Annotated in this window: 16 protein-coding genes and 2 pseudogenes; 7 read left to right on the plus strand and 11 right to left on the minus strand. The window is 61.7% G+C overall.

Annotated features, from left to right (window positions below; translation table 11 throughout):
* Positions 1-93: 93 nt before the first annotated feature.
* The gene (argE, locus tag Q8X48_RS20185) at positions 94-1,257 is read right to left on the minus strand and encodes an acetylornithine deacetylase (protein WP_126048194.1); all 1,164 of its coding nucleotides are present in this window, start codon (positions 1,255-1,257) and stop codon (positions 94-96) included.
* Positions 1,258-1,414: 157 nt separating this feature from the next.
* On the opposite strand from argE, the gene Q8X48_RS20190 reads away from it, so the two are divergent.
* Positions 1,415-2,782, plus strand: a complete 1,368-nt coding sequence (locus Q8X48_RS20190) for a CYTH domain-containing protein (RefSeq protein ID WP_126048196.1) — start codon at positions 1,415-1,417, stop codon at positions 2,780-2,782.
* Positions 2,783-2,887: 105 nt separating this feature from the next.
* On the opposite strand, the gene Q8X48_RS20195 is transcribed toward Q8X48_RS20190, so the two are convergent.
* On the minus strand, positions 2,888-3,352 hold the full coding sequence (locus tag Q8X48_RS20195) for an Lrp/AsnC family transcriptional regulator (RefSeq protein ID WP_008015415.1): 465 nt from the start codon (positions 3,350-3,352) through the stop codon (positions 2,888-2,890).
* Positions 3,353-3,478: 126 nt separating this feature from the next.
* On the opposite strand from Q8X48_RS20195, the gene Q8X48_RS20200 reads away from it, so the two are divergent.
* From Q8X48_RS20200 to Q8X48_RS20220, 5 genes are all read left to right on the plus strand, one after another.
* A complete protein-coding gene (locus Q8X48_RS20200) occupies positions 3,479-3,817 on the plus strand; it encodes a hypothetical protein (RefSeq protein WP_407800056.1) in 339 nt (112 codons plus the stop codon).
* A 90-nt stretch (positions 3,818-3,907) separates the two neighbouring features.
* On the plus strand, positions 3,908-5,692 hold the full coding sequence (locus Q8X48_RS20205; protein ID WP_126048201.1) for a GspE/PulE family protein: 1,785 nt from the start codon (positions 3,908-3,910) through the stop codon (positions 5,690-5,692).
* 84 nt (positions 5,693-5,776) lie between these two features.
* On the plus strand, positions 5,777-6,697 hold the full coding sequence (locus Q8X48_RS20210) for an SPFH domain-containing protein (RefSeq protein WP_407800057.1): 921 nt from the start codon (positions 5,777-5,779) through the stop codon (positions 6,695-6,697).
* 8 nt (positions 6,698-6,705) lie between these two features.
* On the plus strand, positions 6,706-7,155 hold the full coding sequence (locus Q8X48_RS20215; protein WP_407800058.1) for an NfeD family protein: 450 nt from the start codon (positions 6,706-6,708) through the stop codon (positions 7,153-7,155).
* 68 nt (positions 7,156-7,223) lie between these two features.
* Positions 7,224-7,541 (plus strand): DUF2388 domain-containing protein, encoded by a 318-nt coding sequence (locus Q8X48_RS20220; RefSeq protein ID WP_015097295.1) that lies wholly within the window; start codon positions 7,224-7,226, stop codon positions 7,539-7,541.
* A 187-nt stretch (positions 7,542-7,728) separates the two neighbouring features.
* On the opposite strand, the gene gcvP is transcribed toward Q8X48_RS20220, so the two are convergent.
* Positions 7,729-10,602 (minus strand): aminomethyl-transferring glycine dehydrogenase, encoded by a 2,874-nt coding sequence (gene gcvP, locus Q8X48_RS20225; protein ID WP_407800059.1) that lies wholly within the window; start codon positions 10,600-10,602, stop codon positions 7,729-7,731.
* Between the two features lie 147 nt (positions 10,603-10,749).
* Between gcvP and Q8X48_RS20230 the strand changes: the two are divergent.
* Positions 10,750-10,887: pseudogene (locus tag Q8X48_RS20230) on the plus strand (DegT/DnrJ/EryC1/StrS aminotransferase family protein); the annotation flags it as partial.
* A gap of 131 nt (positions 10,888-11,018) precedes the next feature.
* On the opposite strand, the gene gcvH reads toward Q8X48_RS20230, so the two are convergent.
* From gcvH to pepP, 8 genes and pseudogenes are all read right to left on the minus strand, one after another.
* Entirely contained in the window at positions 11,019-11,402 is a 384-nt protein-coding gene (gene gcvH / locus Q8X48_RS20235; protein ID WP_407800060.1) for a glycine cleavage system protein GcvH, read from the minus strand.
* 49 nt (positions 11,403-11,451) lie between these two features.
* On the minus strand, positions 11,452-12,534 hold the full coding sequence (gene gcvT, locus Q8X48_RS20240) for a glycine cleavage system aminomethyltransferase GcvT (RefSeq protein ID WP_407800061.1): 1,083 nt from the start codon (positions 12,532-12,534) through the stop codon (positions 11,452-11,454).
* A 156-nt stretch (positions 12,535-12,690) separates the two neighbouring features.
* The gene (locus Q8X48_RS20245; RefSeq protein ID WP_407800062.1) at positions 12,691-14,307 is read right to left on the minus strand and encodes an ABC transporter permease; all 1,617 of its coding nucleotides are present in this window, start codon (positions 14,305-14,307) and stop codon (positions 12,691-12,693) included.
* Between the two features lie 204 nt (positions 14,308-14,511).
* Entirely contained in the window at positions 14,512-15,516 is a 1,005-nt protein-coding gene (locus tag Q8X48_RS20250) for an extracellular solute-binding protein (RefSeq protein ID WP_015097299.1), read from the minus strand.
* Positions 15,517-15,762: 246 nt separating this feature from the next.
* Positions 15,763-16,980: a 2-octaprenyl-3-methyl-6-methoxy-1,4-benzoquinol hydroxylase gene (locus Q8X48_RS20255; protein ID WP_407800092.1), complete on the minus strand. Its 1,218-nt coding sequence runs from the start codon at positions 16,978-16,980 to the stop codon at positions 15,763-15,765.
* Between the two features lie 9 nt (positions 16,981-16,989).
* Positions 16,990-17,100: pseudogene (locus Q8X48_RS20260) on the minus strand (tetrameric acyl-CoA thioesterase); the annotation flags it as partial.
* Positions 17,101-17,137: 37 nt separating this feature from the next.
* The gene (ubiH, locus tag Q8X48_RS20265) at positions 17,138-18,325 is read right to left on the minus strand and encodes a 2-octaprenyl-6-methoxyphenyl hydroxylase (RefSeq protein ID WP_407800063.1); all 1,188 of its coding nucleotides are present in this window, start codon (positions 18,323-18,325) and stop codon (positions 17,138-17,140) included.
* On the minus strand, positions 18,322-19,656 hold the full coding sequence (gene pepP, locus Q8X48_RS20270) for a Xaa-Pro aminopeptidase (RefSeq protein WP_015097302.1): 1,335 nt from the start codon (positions 19,654-19,656) through the stop codon (positions 18,322-18,324). Before pepP ends, ubiH begins: the two co-directional genes overlap by 4 nt.
* Between the last annotated feature and the right edge of the window lie 19 nt (positions 19,657-19,675).

Consider the following 19,675-nt stretch of genomic DNA (forward strand, 5'->3'; position numbering starts at 1 on the left):
TAGGAGCGAGCTTGCTCGCGATGGACTTCAACGATTACGCGACCTGTCTGAATGGACGCGTGGCCCTTGCGTTCATCGCGAGCAAGCTCGCTCCTACAGGGCCTCAGTTTGGGCCGGTGTCAGGCAATAGTGTTCGATCAGTTGCCTTAATAGATGCACCGTAGGCTGCAAACGTGACATTTCGAGGTATTCCCCCGGCTGATGGGCGCAAGCGATATCACCCGGGCCAAGCACCAGCGTTTCACAGCCAAGGCGCTGAAGATAAGGTGCTTCGGTGCCGAACGCCACTGCTTCGGCGCTGTGACCGGTGAGCTTTTCGGCAATACGCACCAGCTCTGCGTCCTCGGCCTGTTCAAACGACGGCACGTCGGGGAACAACGGCGCGTAATCGATCTTGACCTGATGCCGCTCGGCAACCGGCTTGAGCTTCTGCAGGATCTCGGCACGCAGGACCTTGGGGTCCATGCCGGGCAGCGGTCGCAAATCGAATTCCAGCGAACACTGGCCGCAGATGCGGTTGGGATTGTCGCCGCCATGGATGCAGCCGAAGTTCATCGTCGGCGTCGGCACGCCAAACTGTGGATTGCGGAATTCGCGCTGCCATAACAAGCGCAGACCACGCAGTTCGCCGATGGCATCGTGCATCGCTTCCAGAGCGCTGTGGCCCAGGCGCGGGTCGGAAGAGTGACCGCTCTGCCCGAGGATGTCGATGCGTTCCATCATGATGCCTTTGTGCATGCGGATCGGCTTGAGCCCGGTCGGCTCGCCGATCACCGCCGCCCGCCCCAGCGGCCGCCCCGCTTCGGCCAGCGCGCGGGCACCGGACATCGAGCTTTCTTCATCGCAGGTGGCGAGAATCAGCAGTGGCTGTTTGAACGGCTGATCGAGCAGCGGGATGACCGCCTCGATCGCCAGGGCGAAAAAGCCCTTCATGTCGCAACTGCCCAGACCGACCCAACGACCGTCGACTTCCGTCAGCTTCAGCGGGTCGGTTTGCCACAGCGCACCGTCGAACGGCACGGTGTCGCTGTGCCCGGCCAGCACCAGGCCGCCGGGGCCGGAGCCGAAACTGGCCAGCAGGTTGAACTTGCCGGGGTTGACCTGCTGGATCTCGCAGGTAAAACCCAGCTCACCGAGCCACGTCGCCAGCAGATCAATGACCGGGCGGTTGCTTTGATCGAGTCTGGGCTGGGTACAACTGACGGACGGCGCGGCGATCAGCGCAGCGAACTGTTCTTTCATCGACGGCAATGGCATCGCTGACTCCCGGCACCCGAATTGAGGTTCATCATAGAACCAACCGATGACAGGAATAAACCGTCTCGGCGCGTACTAACCTTGAGTCCTGTACACTGCACGACCTTGGCAGCCACACATTCCCCCGGCTGCGCTCCCGATCCTGGATTTTCCGGCCATGCAGAAAGAAACCGAAATCAAACTCCGCGTCAGCCGCGAAACCCTCGCCGCCCTGCGCGAGCACCCTTTACTGAAAAAACGCAACAAAAGTGGCTGGGAACGCCGTGAGTTGATGAATCAGTACTTCGACACGCCCGAGCGCGACCTGGCCCAGGCCAAAGTCGCCCTGCGCCTGCGCAAGGATGGCGAAGAAGTGATCCAGACCCTCAAGACCCGCGGCCAGAGCGTCGCCGGCCTGTCGGTGCGTAACGAGTACGACTGGAACCTGCCCAAAGCCAAGCTCGACCTGAAGAAACTCGACGGCGAATGCTGGCCCGAGGAGCTGGCCGATCTGGACAAGAAAACCCTGAAGCCGATCTTCACCACCGACTTCGTCCGCGAACGCGCGGAAATCGCTTGGGGCCGTGGCAAGACCAAAGTGGTCATCGAAGCCGCCCTGGACCTTGGCCACGTAGTGGTCGGCAAGCAGAAAGAAGAAATCTGCGAGCTGGAGCTGGAGCTGCGTGAAGGCGAGCCGGCCGCATTGCTGGAGCTGGCTGCCGAGCTGGCCGAGAAACTGGCGCTGATGCCATGCGATATCAGCAAGGCCGAGCGCGGTTATCGCCTGTACGACGCCCACAGCTATTCATTGAGCCTGCCGGCGCCGCAGATCACGGCCGAAACACCGCTGGACGACGCGTTCGCCGCACTGAGCTGGCACTTGCTCGGCAGTAGCCAGCGCCTGGCCGAGCAGTATCGCTTCAACGGTCACTGGCGCCTGCTGCAGGACTGGGTCGAGTGCCTGGCCGAAATGCGCGCGCTGATCAGCAGCCTTGGTCAAGCCGCACCACGTCAGTCCACTCACGATCTGCGCATCGCCCTTGATGCCTTGCTGGAAGACTGGCGTCCGCTGGTCCAGGCCGGCCTGGACGATGAAGACGTGCGCAAAGCCGCGCCCGAGCAGTTCCTTGAAGAGCTCGAAGACCCGCGCTGGGGCCTGTTCTCACTGACGACCTCACGCTGGCTGCTGGCCCGCACCTGGGCTGCCGACCGCAACACCCGTGGCAATCGCCAGGGCGCTGCGCAACTGGGCAGCTGGTTGCCGCGCCTGCTGGGCGAAGAAGCCACTTCGTTGCAACTGCAGCGTTACCAGCAACAGCCGGAAGACCTGGCCGAGCAACTGCCGCGCATCGAACGCATCCAGGTCTGGCTGCACCATGCGCGTAACGTGCTGGAGATCCCGGAAATGGATCGCCTGTACGGCGAGCTGAACAAACTGGCGCAACTGGCCAACGAATCGATCACCGACGAAGTCCTGGATGCGCGCAAGCAGCAGGCGATTGCGGTGTATCAGAACCGTGCCTGGAAAATGCTGCTGCGTCTGTAACACCGTCATCGCGAGCAAGCTCGCTCCCACAAGGGTTGTGGTGTATGCATTTCCCCTGTGGGAGCGAGCTTGCTCGCGATGAGGCCAGCAGACTCACCACAAAATTCAGACCGGCAAACTGGTAGTCGACTTGATCTCCGACAGCGCCACGATCGAGTTGACCTCCTGAATCCCCGGCACCATCGACAGCTTCTCGAAGAAAAAGCGCTCGTACGCCTCGATGTCCGCCGTGACAATCCGCAGCAGAAAATCCACCGCCCCCATCAGCACATAACACTCCAGCACCTCCGGAAAGCCGCGAATCGCCTCGGTGAATTCGGTGAAGTTCGAGCGGCCGTGGGCATTGAGTTTCACCTCCGCGAAGATCTGCGTGTTCAGGCCGATTTTCTTGCGGTCGAGCAAGGTCACCTGGCCGCGAATGATGCCCTCCTCCTTCATCCGCTGAATACGTCGCCAGCAAGGCGATTGCGAGAGCCCCACCTGCTCGGCGATCTGCGCGCTGGAGAGCGAAGCGTCCTCTTGCAGCAAGGCGAGGATCTTGCGGTCGTAGCTGTCCAGTTCGCTTTGCATAAAAAAACCTTCAATCTCTTGATATGTGAATTGATTAAGTCTGTGTTCCTACCATCTGGCCAATCATAGAGAAGAAATACCCGGCACAGGATGTAAATATTTCTCCAGTAATTCTGGAGCCTGACCATGCCGTATCTCGAAGCCGTGAACACCCCACCTGCCCGCGCCGATGTCTGGAACGTCAGCAATGCCCATTGCCGTGTTCACTATCAAATACTGGCCGAGGCCGAACCGGACCTGCTGTGTCGCGCCCTCAATCTGTTCGCCTTGCAATTGCTCACGCCGGAACAGGTCAACGTGCAGCGCCAGGACGACTGGCTGACTATCGATATCGTCATCGACGGTTTGAGCTGGCACCGCGCGCAAGTGATAGCGGAAAAACTTCGTAACCTGATCTGCGTCTGCTCGGTTGAGCTGCAGGAAGCTGACTCTGCCTGGGCCGAAACGCTAAAGGCCGCGGGCTGAAAAACGCCGAAACGGCTTCGTCGGGTAGTGGCCCAGCGGTCAGCCGGGCCACGGCTATCCTTTGCGCACTGTCGTTCAAAAGGAGCCCGCATGTCCGTACAACTCGCCTTTCAGGACCGCTGGCTGGATCTCAATGATGTGCTGCGCGAACTGGTCGCGCAGGGCTTTATCAGCCAGGATTCGGCCGAACACGCGCTCAATGCCCGCCGCCGCAACGCCACCCATGGCCAAATGCATCCGCTGGAGTTCATTGCCAGCCAACAGTTGGGCGACCTCAGCCGCCCCGGCAAACTGCTGGACCTGGAAAGCCTGACCCTGTGGCTGTCCCGGCAGGCCGGACAGCCTTATCTGCGCATCGATCCGTTGAAAATCAACGTCGCGGCCGTGACCCCGCTGATGTCCTATGCCTTCGCCCAGCGCCACAAGATCCTCGCGGTAGCGATCGACCGTGATGCGGTGACCGTGGCTAGCGCCCAGCCTTATGTCAGCGGCTGGGAGGCTGACCTGACCCACGTGCTCAAATTGCCGATCAAGCGCGTGGTGGCCAACCCGGTGGACATCCAGCGCTTGAGCGTCGAATTTTTCCGTCTGGCCAAATCGGTCACCGGGGCCAACAGCGCCGACCCGCACGTCAGCACCCTCGGCAATTTCGAACAGTTGCTCAACCTAGGCGCCAGCGACCAGGAGCCGGACGCCAACGATGCCCACATCGTCAACATCGTCGACTGGCTGTTCCAGTACGCGTTCCAGCAACGCGCCAGTGACATCCACATCGAGCCCCGTCGCGAGCAAGGCACGGTGCGCTTTCGCATCGACGGCGTGCTGCACAACGTCTACCAATTCCCGCCCCAGGTCACCATGGCCATCGTCAGTCGCCTGAAAACCCTGGGGCGCATGAACGTCGCGGAGAAACGCAAACCCCAGGACGGCCGGGTGAAAACCAAGACTCCGGACGGCGGCGAAGTTGAACTGCGTTTGTCGACACTGCCCACCGCCTTCGGCGAAAAAATGGTCATGCGGATCTTCGACCCGGACGTCCTGCTCAAGGACTTCGACCAGCTCGGTTTCTCCACCGACGACCTGCGCCGCTGGCAGGACATGACCCGCCAGCCCCACGGCATCATCCTCGTCACCGGGCCGACGGGGTCGGGCAAGACCACCACCCTCTACACCACCCTGAAAAAACTGGCGACGCCGGAAGTCAACCTCTGCACCATCGAAGATCCGATTGAAATGGTCGAGCCGGCCTTCAACCAGATGCAGGTCCAGCACAACATCGACCTGACCTTCGCCGCCGGCGTGCGTGCGCTGATGCGACAAGACCCGGACATCATCATGATCGGCGAAATCCGCGACCTCGAAACCGCGGAGATGGCGATCCAGGCGGCGCTCACCGGGCACCTGGTGCTGTCGACCCTGCACACCAACGATGCGCCCGGCGCCATCAGCCGCCTGCTGGAACTCGGCGTGCCGCATTACCTGATCAAGGCCACGGTGCTTGGCGTCATGGCCCAGCGACTGGTGCGAACCCTGTGCCCGCACTGCAAGGCGCCACTGGCGCTGGGCGAAGACGATTGGCAAACCCTGACCCGCCCCTGGCAGGCACCGCTGCCAGGCAATGCCCAGCGCGCCGTCGGTTGCGTGGAATGCCGCGATACCGGTTATCGCGGCCGTGCCGGAGTCTACGAAATCATGCAACTCAGCGATGGCATCAAGGCGTTGATCAGTCCTGATACCGATCTGCTGGCCGTGCGGCGCCAGGCATTCAAGGAAGGCATGCGCAGCCTGCGTCTGTCAGGGGCGCAAAAGGTCGCCGCCGGGATGACGACCATCGAGGAGGTTCTGCGCGTGACGCCCCAGAGCGAGCAGAACTGAACCCGGCTGTTCTTATCCGCCATCGGCACCGCTACACTCCAACGATTGCTACTCCACAGATCCACACATCAACAAGGAATCGTTATGCAGATCGGTAGTGTGCTTTTGCTTTTTGTCGGCCTGGTGGTCGCCATTCTGTTCATGGGCTTCAAGGTCGTGCCCCAGGGTTTTGAATGGACCGTCGAGCGTTTCGGGCGCTACACCAACACGCTCAAGCCGGGACTGAACGTCATCGTTCCGGTCATGGACCGCATCGGACGCAAGATGAATGTGATGGAAAGCGTGCTGGATATTCCACCACAGGAAGTCATCACCGCCGACAACGCCACGGTGCAAATCGACGCTGTGTGCTTCTTCCAGGTGGTCAACACGGCCCAGGCTGCCTACGAGGTCAACAACCTCGAGCACGCCATTCGTAACCTGTTACAAACCAACATCCGCACGGTGCTCGGCTCGATGGAACTCGACGCCATGCTCAGCCAGCGGGACGGCATCAACGAAAAACTGCTGCGCACCGTCGATGAAGCGACCGCGCCGTGGGGCATCAAGATCACCCGGATCGAGATCAAGGACATCAGCCCACCCGCCGACCTGATGGCGGCGATGAGTGGGCAGATGAAAGCCGAACGGATCAAGCGTGCACAGATCCTCGAAGCCGAAGGCCTGCGTGCCGCAGCGATCCTGACCGCCGAAGGCAAGAAGCAGGCGCAGATCCTCGAAGCCGAAGGCAGTCGGCAGGCGGCCTTCCTGGAGGCCGAAGCCCGGGAGCGGCAAGCCCAGGCAGAAGCCCAGGCCACCAAGGTGGTATCCGAAGCGATTGCCAGCGGTAACGTGCAAGCGGTCAACTACTTCGTGGCGCAGAAGTACATCGACGCGCTGGGCAACCTGGCTTCGGCCAACAACAGCAAAGTGATCCTGATGCCGCTGGAGGCCAGTTCGATGATCGGCGCGGTGGGCGGCATTGGCGAAATCGTCAGAGCCACTTTCGATAACAAGAAAGCCTGAGGCGCGCCATGTGGGCATTTTTTCAGCATCTTTCGTTCTGGGACTGGCTGGCGCTGGGCACCGTGCTGTTGATTCTTGAAGTGTTCGGCGCCGGCGGCTACCTGCTGTGGATCGGTATGGCAGCGGCTGCCGTGGGTGTCCTGACCTTCTTCCTGCCAGGCCTGTCGTGGGAATGGCAATTTCTGTTGTTCGGCCTGCTGTCGATCGCCACCGCCTTGTACTGGTGGCGGCGTCAGCGCACAGCGACTCGCCTGAGCGATCAGCCGCACCTGAACCTGCGTGGCCAGGAACTGATCGGCAAGACCTTCGTGGTGCATGAAGCAATTGTCGACGGTCGCGGCAAAATCAAGGTGGCCGACGGCGTGTGGATGGCCCGCGGGCCGGACGCTGCCATTGGCAGCCGCGTGCGAGTGGTCGGCCAGCAAGGCGCGATCCTGCTGGTCGAAACGACGGAATAGGCAGTCACGGAACTCGATTGGGGGTTGGCAATCCAACCGCGTAGTCAACCCAGTGGAGTCACCCTGTCATGCGTTTCAAACTTGCTGTCGCTACCGTCGCGCTGTTGTCCCTGCCTGTCGGTTCGGCGATGGCCGATACTTTTTGGCGTAACGTTCTTACGTCCGGTGCAACCACCGGTTCGAGCTATCTGACATCCAGGGATCACAAGCTGGTGGTCGCCGCCCAGGACGATGCCAGCAGCTTCGTCGCCAGCGATGGCGGTATCCGCGGCCCGTACCTGGAAGCGGCCATGCAGAAAGTCCGCGCCGACAACCCGGGCCTGCAAGCCACGGACATGGAGTTGGCGAACGCGATCCTGGCGAAGAATGCCGTGGCGTCTGAATAAGCGTTGCGAATGAAAAATGCCGCTCACATGAGCGGCATTTTTTTGCCCCACACAAAACCCTGTGGGAGCGGCGGTGCGGCGATCCGACTTGCTCGCGAAAGCGGTGTGTCATTGAGCATAAATCTGGCTGACACGACGCCTTCGCGAGCAAGCCCGCTCCCACAGGGGTTATGTATTGCCTGGGAGGTCAGCGGTAGTCATCCACCGGCACACACGCACAAAACAGGTTCCGATCCCCATACACATTGTCCACCCGGTTCACCACCGGCCAGTATTTGTGAGCCTTGGTATGCGCGTCCGGCGTGACGGCTTGCTCGATGCTGTACGGCCGCTCCCACACGCCGGTGATATCGGCCAGCGTATGGGGCGCACCTTTCAACGGGTTTTCTTCTGCCGGCCAGTTACCGTTCTGCACCTCGTTGATTTCCGCGCGGATGCTCAGCATCGCCCCGATAAACCTGTCCAGCTCCGCCTTCGATTCACTTTCGGTCGGTTCGACCATCAGCGTCCCCGGCACCGGGAACGACATGGTCGGTGCATGGAAGCCGTAGTCCATCAGGCGCTTGGCGACGTCCTCTTCGGTGATGCCGGTCAACGCCTTGAGCGGCCGCAGGTCGAGGATGCATTCGTGGGCCACCCGTTCGTTGCGCCCGGTGTACAGCACCGCAAAGGCACCGGACAAATGCCGCGCCAGGTAATTCGCAGCAAGGATCGCCACTTCGCTGGCGTCCGCCAGTTGCGGCCCCATCATGGCGATGTACATCCAGCTGATCGGCAGAATGCTTGCACTGCCCCAGGGCGCCGCGCTGACGGCGCCATTCTGCGGCTGCGGCCCGTCGATCGGCACCACCGGATGGTTGGCCACGAACGGCGCCAGATGTGCCCTAACACCAATCGGCCCCATGCCCGGACCGCCGCCACCATGGGGAATGCAGAAGGTCTTGTGCAGGTTCATGTGCGAGACATCGGCGCCAATATCCGCCGGCCGCGCCAGCCCGACCTGGGCGTTGAGGTTGGCGCCATCCATGTACACCTGGCCGCCGTGATGGTGGATCACTTCGCAAATTTCGCTGATGCCTTCCTCATACACGCCATGGGTCGAAGGATAGGTCGCCATCAGGCAGGCGAGTTTGTCGGCGGCCTGCGCGGCTTTTTCCTTGAGGTCGTCCAGGTCGACGTTGCCCGCCTCGTCACACTCGACGATCACCACGCGCATCCCGGCCATTTGCGCCGACGCGGGATTGGTGCCGTGAGCCGACGAAGGAATCAGGCAGATATCGCGGCCGCCCTGTTGCCGGCTCTCATGGTATTTGCGGATCGCCAGCAGCCCGGCGTATTCGCCTTGGGCACCGGAGTTGGGCTGCATGCAGATGGCATCGAAACCGGTGATCGCGCACAACCAGCGCTCCAGTTCCTCGATCATCAGCCCGTACCCGACGGCCTGCTCTTTCGGCACGAACGGGTGCAGGTTGGCGAACTGCGGCCAGGTGATCGGGATCATCTCGCTGGTGGCGTTGAGCTTCATGGTGCAAGAGCCCAGCGGGATCATCGATTGATTGAGTGCCAGGTCCTTGTTTTCCAGTTGCTTGAGGTAGCGCAGCATTTCGGTTTCGCTGTGATGGGCGCTGAACACCGGATGGCGTAGATAAGGCGAAGTTCGCACCAACCCTTCAGGAATTCCGCCAGGCAGGACTTCGGCATCCAGGTCCTCAATGCTGAGCCCGTGATCGGCCCCTAGAAACACATCGAACAGCTTCGCCACGGTGGATTCGTCGCAGGTCTCGTCGAGGCTCAAGCCCAGTTGGCCGCGCCCGAGAATGCGCAGGTTGATCTGCGCGGCCCGGACACTTTCGATGATCGCAGTCTGGGTTCCGCCGACTTCCAGCGTCAGGGTGTCGAAGAAGTGCCGGTTGACCCGGGTGATACCCTTGCGCTCAAGCCCGGCGGCCAGGATGCAGGTCAGCCGGTGAACCCGCTGGGCGATCCGCTTGAGCCCTTCCGGGCCGTGGTAGACCGCATAGAAACTGGCGATATTGGCCAGCAGCACCTGGGCCGTGCAGATGTTGGAGTTGGCCTTCTCCCGGCGAATGTGTTGCTCGCGGGTTTGCAGGGCCATGCGCAGGGCGGTGTTGCCTCGCGCATCTTTCGAAACACCGATGATCCGCCCGGGAATCGCCCGTTTGTACTCATCGCGACTGGCAAAAAATGCCGCATGCGGCCCGCCGTAGCCCATGGGTACGCCAAATCGCTGGGACGAGCCGAACACCACATCGGCGCCCAGTTCACCCGGCGGGGTCAACAACAACAGGCTCAGCAAATCCGTGGCGACACAGGCCAGGGCCTGCTGCGCGTGCAGATGATCGATCAGCGGCCGCAGGTCGTGGATCTCGCCGTGGGTGTCAGGGTATTGCAGCAACGCGCCGAACACCTGGTGCTGCTTCAAGTTATCCACAGCGTCGACAATCAACTCGAAGCCGAAACCTTCGGCGCGGGTCTGCACCACGGAAATGGTTTGCGGGTGACAGTTTTCGTCGACAAAGAACAGATTGCTTTTGGACTTGGCGACCCGCTTGGCCAGGGCCATGGCTTCCGCCGCGGCGGTGGCCTCATCGAGCAGCGAGGCGTTGGCCAGCTCCAGACCGGTCAGATCGATGGTCATTTGCTGGAAGTTCAGCAGCGCTTCGAGTCGCCCTTGGGCGATCTCCGGTTGATAGGGTGTGTACGCGGTGTACCAACCGGGATTTTCCAGCACGTTACGCAGAATGACCGCCGGTGTGAGGGTACCGTGGTAGCCCATGCCGATCAGGCTGGTCCAGACCTGGTTCTGCTCGGCATAACCACGCAGCCTGGCCAGGGCGGCCTCTTCATCGAGGGCCGGGGGCAGGTCCAGCGCCCGGTTGAGGCGGATGCCCGGCGGCACGGTTTGCTCGATCAATTCGACCCGGCTGCCCAGGCCAAGGCTGTCGAGCATCGCCTGTTGCTCGGCGGCATCGGGTCCTAGGTGGCGGCGCAGAAAGGCATTGGGGTCGTGTAACTGGCTCAGGGACGGCAACTGGGACATGACGGGCTCTCTCTTGACTGGCGCTCAGCGTCGATGCAACACGGTCAAACCAGCATAGCAGTCGATCTTCGCGTGGATGGCGTGGCGTCGTCAGCCAATCCGGCTCCGCCACCCCGGTGTTTGCCGACATAGACCCGGTGACGCGCAAAGGATGCGGCCCAGGCACGGGCGACTTTCATGGCGCAGATGCAGGTATTGGGGGTCTGGATCGGGATCGGCTATCACTACCCACCGATTCACCTGTTGAGCCTTTACCGCGAGCGCGGTTTTAAGGAGGGCATGTTCACGGCGATGAGCAAAGCCGTCTTGCGGTCTTGACTCAGCCTTTGCAGGCGCTGCCGCAGGTTGCGATCTTTTGATTTTAAAAACAAAGGCAAAAGATCGCAGCCTGCGGCAGCTCCTACGGGGGGCGAGTGTTACTCGCCGATGGCGGCCTTGTAGCCGGCGGCATCCAGCAGTTTTTCCAGATCGGCGGTGTTGCTTGGCTTGAGCTTGAAGATCCACGCGCCGTACGGATCGGAGTTGAGCAGCTCAGGCTCAGCACTCAGCGCTTCGTTGACCGCGATCACCTCACCGGCAATCGGGGAGTAGATATCGGAAGCGGCTTTAACCGATTCAACGACACCCGACTGATCACCGGCAGCAAACACGTTGCCGACTTCGGTCAACTCGACGAACACCACATCACCCAGCGCTTCCTGCGCGTGATCGCTGATGCCCACGGTGACGCTGCCATCGGCTTCCAGACGTGCCCATTCGTGACTTTCGGCAAAACGCAGGTCGGCAGGGATATCGCTCATGTTCTGTGTCCTCAGGAAAATAGTCGGCGGGCATGCCCGCCAGAAAAGATTAGATCAAGGTTTTGCCGTGGCGTACGAAGGTCGGTTTGACCACCCGGACCGGGTACCACTTGCCACGAATTTCCACTTCAGCGCGGTCTGCAGTTGCCATAGGCACGCGCGCCAGTGCTATCGACTTGCTAAGCGTAGGAGAGAAACTACCACTGGTGATCTCCCCTTCGCCAACATCGGCGATGCGCACGACCTGATGAGCGCGTAAAACACCGCGTTCCTCAAGGACCAGACCGACCAGTTTGTGCTGTACACCAGCGGCTTGCTCGGTTTCCAGGGCCTTGCGCCCGATGAACTGCCGGGTGGCAGGTTCCCAGGCGATGGTCCAGGCCATATTGGAGGCCAGGGGTGAAACATCCTGCTGGATATCCTGACCGTAAAGGTTCATGCCGGCTTCGACCCGCAAGGTATCCCGCGCGCCAAGACCGATGGGAGAAATCCCGGCACCGACCAGATCGTTGAAGAACGCGGGTGCCTGATCCGCCGGCAGAATGATTTCCAGGCCGTCTTCGCCGGTATAACCGGTGCGCGCGATGAACCAGTCACCATCGGGCAGGCCTTCGAAGGGCTTGAGGAGCTGGATCAGGTTGCCGCGGGACTGGTTGACCAGCTCGGCAATTTTTTGCCGGGCGTGAGGCCCCTGGATGGCCAGCATCGCCAACTCGGAACGCTCGCGAAGCTGCACGTCGAAACCGTCGAGATGCGCTTGCATCCAGGCCATGTCCTGATCGCGGGTGGAGGCATTGACCACCAGGCGATAGCCCTCGTCGAGACAGTAGACGATCATGTCGTCGACGATGCCGCCCTGCTCGTTGAGCATGGTGCTGTATAACGCACGGCCGGAGCTGTGCAGGCGTTCGACATCATTGGCCAGCAAATGCTGAAGCCAGGCTTTGGCCTGGGGGCCGCCGACGTCGATAACGGTCATGTGGGATACATCGAAGACACCGCAATCGCGGCGCACCTGATGGTGTTCCTCGACCTGCGATCCATAATGCAGAGGCATGTCCCAACCGCCAAAATCGACCATCTTTGCGCCGAGCGCGAGATGAAGGTCATACAGAGGCGTACGCTGTCCCATGGGTTTCTCCTTCCGGGCGTGGCGAAGGTGCGGGCAAGTGCTGCACGGACTGAATGCCTTGAAACAAAAGGCCTTTAGCCGATTTCAGCTACCTGGTCTGTCAGACGGACCGCACCGAATGCCGCGCATTGTAGCCGCAAGGTGTAGGACTGACACCTAGCTGTTTCGATGCGCTGAGCGCCGGATCAATCCGATGACCGGCAGCAGCCCGACCAGCACCAGGGTCAACGCTGGCAAAGATGCCCTCGCCCATTCTCCTTCGCTGGTCATTTCAAAGATCCGCACCGCCAGCGTGTCCCAGCCAAACGGGCGCATCAGCAGGGTCGCGGGCATTTCCTTGAGCACGTCGACGAACACCAGCAGCGCCGCGCTCAAGGTGCCGGGCAACAACAATGGTAGATACACTTTGAAAAACAGTCGCGGCCCACTAACGCCAAGGCTACGTGCCGCTTCGGGCAAAGATGGCCGTATACGCGCCAGGCTGCTTTCCAGTGGCCCATAGGCCACCGCAATGAAGCGCACCAGATAGGCCAGCAACAACGCTGACAGACTGCCCAGCAGCAGCGGCTTGCCCGCACCACCGAGCCAGCTCGAGAGCGGGATCACCAGCTCGCGATCCAGGTAACTGAACGCCAGCATGATCGACACCGCCAGCACCGAACCCGGCAAGGCGTAACCCAGGTTGGCCAGACTGACCCCGGAACGAATGACCCGGGTGGGCGCCAGGCGTCGGGCAAACGCCAGCAACAAGGCGACGCTGACGGTGATCAACGCCGCCATCGCCCCCAGGTACAAGGTATGGACGATCAACCCGGTGTAGCGCTCGTCGAGATCGAAGCGCCCGCGCTGCCAGAACCACACCGCCAATTGCAGCATCGGGATAACAAAAGCGCAGGCAAACACCAGACCGCACCAGATCGAGGCCGCCAGTGCCTTCAAACCCCGCAGGTGATACAGCGCCTTGACCCGTGGCCGCTCGTTGCCCGCCCGGTTGGCCCCGCGAGCACGCCGTTCGCCATAGAGCACGAGCATCACCACCAGCAGCAACAAGCTGGCCAGTTGCGCGGCGGAAGACAGACTGAAAAAACCGTACCAGGTCTTGTAGATGGCCGTGGTGAAGGTATCGAAGTTAAACACCGACACTGCGCCGAAATCCGCCAGGGTTTCCATCAGCGCCAATGCCACGCCCGCACCGATGGCCGGCCGCGCCATGGGCAATGCCACACGCCAGAACGCTTGCCAGGGCGATTGACCAAGGACCCGCGCCGCTTCCATCAGGCCTTTGCCCTGGGCGAGGAAGGCCGTGCGGGCCAGCAGATAGACATAGGGATAGAAAACCAGCACCAGCACCACAATCACCCCGCCCGTGGAGCGCACGCGCGGCAGCCGCAGACCGCTGCCGAACCATTCGCGCAGCAGGGTTTGCACGGGCCCGGCAAAATCCAGCAGGCCGACGAAGACGAAGGCCAGCACATAGGCCGGAATCGCGAAAGGCAACATCAGCGCCCAGTCCAGCCAGCGCCGGCCGGGGAATTCGCAAAGGCTGGTAAGCCAGGCCAGGCTGACACCCAGGACTGTCACGCCGACACCGACGCCTAGCACCAGGGTCAGGGTATTGCCCAGCAAGCGCGGCATCTGTGTGTCCCATAAATGGGACCAGATCTGTTGATCGATGGTTTGCCAGGAAAGCAGCAGGACACTCAGGGGCAACAGGACCAGCGCAGCAAAGGCGAAGACGACGGGATACCAGCGGCGTTGGGCAGGGTGGGCCACAGGCTTGGTTCTCTACTATTAATGGGTGAAATCGACACTGTAGGAGCGAGCTTGCTCGCGAAAAACGTCAACGATAACGCAGGGAGCCTGACGGTCCGCAGTGCCCTGACGTTCATCGCGAGCAAGCTCGCTCCTACAAAGTCAAAAGCACGGGGCACTCAAACAAAACGCCCCGCATGGGCGGGGCGCAGTATAACGGTCGATTTAGTTCCAGCCAGCCTTGTCCATCAAGCGAATCGCCTCAGCCTGGCGCTTGCCGGCGATTTCCACAGGCAAGGTATCAGCGATGAACTTGCCCCATGCGGCGACTTCAGCCGATGGCTGTACGGCCGGGTTGGCCGGGAACTCCTGGTTCACGTCGGCAAAGATCTTCTGCGCTTCAGGCGTGGTCATCCACTCCACCAGGGCCTTGGCCGCTTCCGGGTGTGGCGCGTGTTGGGTCAGGCCGATACCCGACAGGTTGATGTGTACGCCACGGTCGGCCTGGTTCGGCCAGAACAGTTTCACCGGCAGATCCGGCTTCTGCTTGTGCAGGCGGCCGTAATAGTAGGTGTTGACGATGCCGACATCGCACTGGCCGGCATTGATCGCTTCAAGCACCGCAGTGTCGTCGGAGAATACGTCAGTAGACAGGTTCTTGACCCAGCCCTTGAGGATTTCCTCGGTCTTGCCGGCGCCGTGCACTTCGATCATGGTCGCGGTCAGGGACTGGTTGTAGACCTTCTTCGCCGAACGCAGGCACAGGCGGCCTTCCCATTGCTTGTCGGCCAGTGCTTCGTAGGTGGTCAGTTCGCCCGGCTTCACACGGTCAGTGGAGTAGGCAATGGTCCGCGCCCGCAGGCTCAAGCCGGTCCAGGCGTGGGAGGCTGCCCGGTACTGCAGCGGAATGTTGGCGTCGATGGTTTTCGAGGTGAACGGCTGGAGGATGCCCATCTGCTCGGCTTGCCAGAGGTTGCCGGCATCGACGGTCAGCAGCAGGTCGGCCGGCGTATTCGCGCCCTCGGCCTTGAGCCGCTGCATCAGCGGCGCTTCCTTGTCGGTGATGAACTTCACCTTCACGCCAGTCTTGGCGGTGTAGGCATCGAATACTGGCTTGATCAGCTCGTCGATACGCGAGGAGTAGACCACCACCTCGTCAGCAGCCTGGGCGGCGGTGCTGCCAATCAGGGTCAGGGCCAGTGCAGTCAGTAGACGCTTCGGTGCCAACATGGGAGCGATCTCTCGATTGGAAAATGAGGGCAAATGATAAGGACTCACATTTAGCTTCTCAATCGAAGCTGATCGCGGAGGCGTTACTGGATGTTGCGACGCCTGGAATTTTTGGTGCTTGTGCTGACGCCTTCGCGGGCAAGCCCGCTCCCACAGTGGCCGGTGTCGTTCACAAATCCCGTGCCCAAAGCGATACCTGTGGGAGCGGGCTTGCCCGCGAAGAGGCCAGTAGCCTCTATGCAGAACTCAGGGCTTGGCCAGCGCCGGCAGATCCCCGGTCAACCCCAGAGCTTCACGCACGAACAAGGCCTTGGCTTCCGGCATCTTCTCAACCATTTTCAACCCGGTATTACGCAACCAGCGCACCGGCAACGGATCCGCCTGGAACAAGCGCTCGAAGCCTTCCATCGCCGCCATCAGTGCCAGGTTGTGGGGCATGCGACGACGCTCGTAACGGCTGAGGACTTTCACATCCGCCAGGCGTTCGCCACGGGTTGCCGCTTGCAGCAACACTTCGGCCAGCACGGCGGCATCGAGGAATCCGAGGTTCACACCCTGCCCGGCCAACGGGTGAATGGTGTGGGCCGCGTCGCCGATCAACGCCAGGCCTTCAGCCACATAACGCTTGGCATGCCGCTGGCGCAGGGGCACACACAGCCGCGGGTCGGCGCTGAGCACTTCACCGAGTTGCCCCTCAAAGGCTCGCTCCAGTGCCTTGCAGAAACCCTGGTCATCCATCGCCATCAAGCGTTCGGCTTCGCCGGGTGTGGTCGACCAGACGATCGAGCACCAGTCCTGTTCGCCGTCGCGCTCCAGCGGCAAAAACGCCAACGGACCGTTGTCGGTGAAGCGCTGCCAGGCCGTCATCTGATGCGGCTTGGCGCAACGCACGCTGGTGACGATGGCATGGTGCAGATAATCCCATTCGCGGGTCGCGACCCCGGCCAGGCGCCGCACGGCCGAATTGGCGCCATCCGCTGCGATCACCAGCGGTGCACGCAGGGTGCGGCCATCGGCCAGGGTCAGCAGCCAGTCATCGCCGGAGCGGCGCATCTGTTCCAGCCGTGCATTGGCCAGCAACCCCAGGTCACAGTCGTGCAGGCGCTCGAGCAAGGCATCCTGGACCACTCGGTTTTCGACGATATGCCCCAGAACCTCGGCATGCACGCTGGCCGCCGAGAAGTGAATCTGCCCGGTGCCGCTGCCATCCCAGACCTGCATGTCGGTGTAGGGGCTGCTACGCCGCTCGGCGATGCCGTCCCAGACGCCAAGGCGTTCGAGAATCCGTTGGCTCGCAGCCGACAAGGCGCTCACCCGCGGCTCAAAAGTGGCCTGAGCGTTGAAGGGTTTGACGCTCATGGGGCTGCCGTCCAGCAGCAGGACTTCCAGCCCGCTGTTCTGCAACGCCAGCGCCAGGGCGCTGCCGACCATTCCGGCCCCGACAATCAGCAGATCTGCGCGCATTTCCATGCTTTAAGCCTGTCTCTCTTGCGGCTTGAGCCGCACGTAAAGGGTTTTCCCGACCCGCGCCACCAGGTGACCGGCGCCGTCATGAATGTCGACCTGCAAGTGCGGCAGGTTTTTTATCAATCGTGCCTTGCCAAATCGGCGGATCAACCAGCTACGCATCCGGTCGCGTCCCCAGCCCCATCGCCTGTCGGGCAAACCAGCGTTTGGCCGGCGGCAGCAGGTCGAGGCCGAGCAAGCCAATGTTGCGACCCAGGGACACCAGCGGCTGGGTACTGCCGAACAGGCGCGTGACCTGATCGGAGAAGCCCACGGTGAGGTTCTGGTCCAAACGCTGACATTCGCGATAGGCCTGCAAGGTGGCGAAGTCGCCCAAGGGTTTATCGCTGGCGAGCAAGGCATCGGCCAGGGCCTGTGCATCGCGCAGGGACAGGTTGAACCCCTGACCGGCAATCGGATGCAGGCTGTGCGCCGCGTTGCCGAGGACCGCCAGATGCGGACGTACCTGTTCTTCGGCCTCGACCAGTGTCAGCGGATACAGATGTCGTGCACCGACCTGCTTCAACGTACCAAGGCGATAACCGAAGACGCCCTGCAATTCACTGAGGAAACTGCGCTCATCGAGGGCCGCCAGGCGTTGCGCGTCCATGCCCAGGCGAGTCCAGACCAGAGCACAGCGGTTTTCCGGCAGTGGCAGCAACGCCATCGGGCCTTCGTCGGTGAAACGCTCGAAGGCCATGCCGTTGTGAGCCTCGCTCGGGGTGATGTTGGCGATCAGTGCGCTCTGGTTGTATGGACGCTTGCGGATGCCGATCCCCAGTTGCTCGCGCAGGCCGGAGCGGCCGCCGTCAGCGAGCACCGCGAGGTCGCACTCAAGGGTGGTTTCATCATTGAGGGTCAGGCGATAGCCATCGGTCAGCGGCTCCATGCGGGTGACTTCCGCCGGGCAACGCCAGCTGATCACGTCCTTGTCCAGGCCTTGCCACAGACATTGGCCGAGCCAGGCGTTTTCAACGACATAACCCAGCGCTGGAACACCCTCTTCCATCGCCGACAACCGCGCCGTCGAGAATCGACCACGGTCGGAAACATGAATCTGCTTGATCGGCTCGGCGCGGCGGGAAACTTCCTGCCAGACGCCCAGGCGTTGGTAAATCTGCCGCGAGCCAAAGGACAGCGCCGAAGAACGAGCGTCGTAACTCGGTTGATACGTATCCCCCGGGGCGAACGGCTCGATCAGCACGATCTTCCAGCCTCGGGCCTTGGCGCCAGCCTGCAAGGCCAGCGCCAGACTCGCACCGACCAGCCCGCCACCGATGATTGCCAGGTTGACTCGACTCATGCCGCTTGTGTCCGTGCTTGCGCCATCAGGGCCTCGATTTCGCTGACGGTTTTCGGCACGCCGCCCGTCAATATTTCACAGCCGGTTCTGGTGACCACTACGTCGTCCTCGATGCGCACGCCAATGCCACGCCATTTCTTTGCCACGCTCTGGTTGTCCGGAGCAATGTAGATCCCCGGCTCCACGGTCAACGCCATGCCGACCTCCAGTACGCGCCACTCGCCGCCGACCTTGTATTCGCCGACATCGTGTACATCCATGCCCAGCCAATGGCCGGCGCGGTGCATGTAAAACGCCTTGTAGGCTTCGCTGGCGATCAGTTCGTCAACGTCACCCTGGAGCAAACCCAGCTTGACCAGCCCGGCCGTGATGACCCGGACCGTGGCCTCGTGCGCCTGGTTCCAGTGTTTGTTCGGCGCGATCTCGGCGAACGCCGCTTCCTGAGAAGCCAGCACCAATTCGTAAATCGCTTTCTGTTCCGCTGAATACTTGCCGCTGACCGGAAAGGTCCGGGTGATGTCGCTGGCGTAACAGTCGATCTCGCACCCGGCGTCGATCAGCACCAGGTCACCGTCCTTGAGCAGCGCGTCATTCTGCTGGTAATGCAGGATGCAACTGTTGCGCCCAGCCGCGACGATCGACCCGTAGGCCGGCATCTTCGCCCCGCCCTTGCGGAATTCGTAATCGAGCTCGGCTTCCAGGCTGAATTCGTGCAACCCGGCGCGACAGGCCTGCATTGCCCGTACGTGCGCCTGGGCGGAAATCCGCGCCGCCTCGCGCATCACTTTCACTTCTGCCGCCGATTTATACAGGCGCATGTCGTGCAGCAGATGATCCAGGGCAACGAATTCGTTCGGCGGCTGGGCACCGAGGTTGGCCTTGGAGCGGATCACGTTGATCCATTCCATCAGGTGGCGGTCGAATTCGGGGTTGCTGCCCATGGCCGAGTACACCCGGTCACGGCCTTCGATCAGGCCCGGCAGGATGTCGTCGATATCGGTGATGGGAAAGGCGTCGTCGGCGCCGAAGTCGCGAATCGCGCCTTCCTGCCCGGCGCGCAGGCCATCCCACAATTCGCGCTCGGCGTTGCGTTCGCGGCAGAACAGGATGTATTCGCCATGCACTCGCCCCGGCATCAGCACCAATACCGCCTGAGGTTCAGGGAAGCCGCTGAGGTACTGGAAGTCGCTGTCCTGGCGGTAGACGTGCTCGACGTCGCGGTTACGAATGGCCACCGCGGCGGCGGGCAGGATGGCGATGCTGTTGGGTTCCATCTGCGCCATCAGGGCCTTGCGGCGACGGCTGTATTCCGATTTCGGGATGTGGATCATGGGCAGATGGCGTTCCCTG

This window comes from Pseudomonas sp. QLc11A (assembly GCF_052112305.1).
Classification (GTDB): domain Bacteria; phylum Pseudomonadota; class Gammaproteobacteria; order Pseudomonadales; family Pseudomonadaceae; genus Aquipseudomonas; species Aquipseudomonas laurylsulfatiphila.

What these genes read in the sequence shown, in the direction of transcription:
- argE (WP_126048194.1), bottom strand. Translation starts at nt 1,257, where the DNA reads ATGCCATTGCCGTCGATGAAAGAACAGTTCGCTGCGCTGATCGCCGCG.
- Q8X48_RS20190 (WP_126048196.1), top strand. Translation starts at nt 1,415, where the DNA reads ATGCAGAAAGAAACCGAAATCAAACTCCGCGTCAGCCGCGAAACCCTC.
- Q8X48_RS20195 (WP_008015415.1), bottom strand. Translation starts at nt 3,352, where the DNA reads ATGCAAAGCGAACTGGACAGCTACGACCGCAAGATCCTCGCCTTGCTG.
- Q8X48_RS20200 (WP_407800056.1), top strand. Translation starts at nt 3,479, where the DNA reads ATGCCGTATCTCGAAGCCGTGAACACCCCACCTGCCCGCGCCGATGTC.
- Q8X48_RS20205 (WP_126048201.1), top strand. Translation starts at nt 3,908, where the DNA reads ATGTCCGTACAACTCGCCTTTCAGGACCGCTGGCTGGATCTCAATGAT.
- Q8X48_RS20210 (WP_407800057.1), top strand. Translation starts at nt 5,777, where the DNA reads ATGCAGATCGGTAGTGTGCTTTTGCTTTTTGTCGGCCTGGTGGTCGCC.
- Q8X48_RS20215 (WP_407800058.1), top strand. Translation starts at nt 6,706, where the DNA reads ATGTGGGCATTTTTTCAGCATCTTTCGTTCTGGGACTGGCTGGCGCTG.
- Q8X48_RS20220 (WP_015097295.1), top strand. Translation starts at nt 7,224, where the DNA reads ATGCGTTTCAAACTTGCTGTCGCTACCGTCGCGCTGTTGTCCCTGCCT.
- gcvP (WP_407800059.1), bottom strand. Translation starts at nt 10,602, where the DNA reads ATGTCCCAGTTGCCGTCCCTGAGCCAGTTACACGACCCCAATGCCTTT.
- gcvH (WP_407800060.1), bottom strand. Translation starts at nt 11,402, where the DNA reads ATGAGCGATATCCCTGCCGACCTGCGTTTTGCCGAAAGTCACGAATGG.
- gcvT (WP_407800061.1), bottom strand. Translation starts at nt 12,534, where the DNA reads ATGGGACAGCGTACGCCTCTGTATGACCTTCATCTCGCGCTCGGCGCA.
- Q8X48_RS20250 (WP_015097299.1), bottom strand. Translation starts at nt 15,516, where the DNA reads ATGTTGGCACCGAAGCGTCTACTGACTGCACTGGCCCTGACCCTGATT.
- Q8X48_RS20255 (WP_407800092.1), bottom strand. Translation starts at nt 16,980, where the DNA reads ATGCGCGCAGATCTGCTGATTGTCGGGGCCGGAATGGTCGGCAGCGCC.
- ubiH (WP_407800063.1), bottom strand. Translation starts at nt 18,325, where the DNA reads ATGAGTCGAGTCAACCTGGCAATCATCGGTGGCGGGCTGGTCGGTGCG.
- pepP (WP_015097302.1), bottom strand. Translation starts at nt 19,656, where the DNA reads ATGATCCACATCCCGAAATCGGAATACAGCCGTCGCCGCAAGGCCCTG.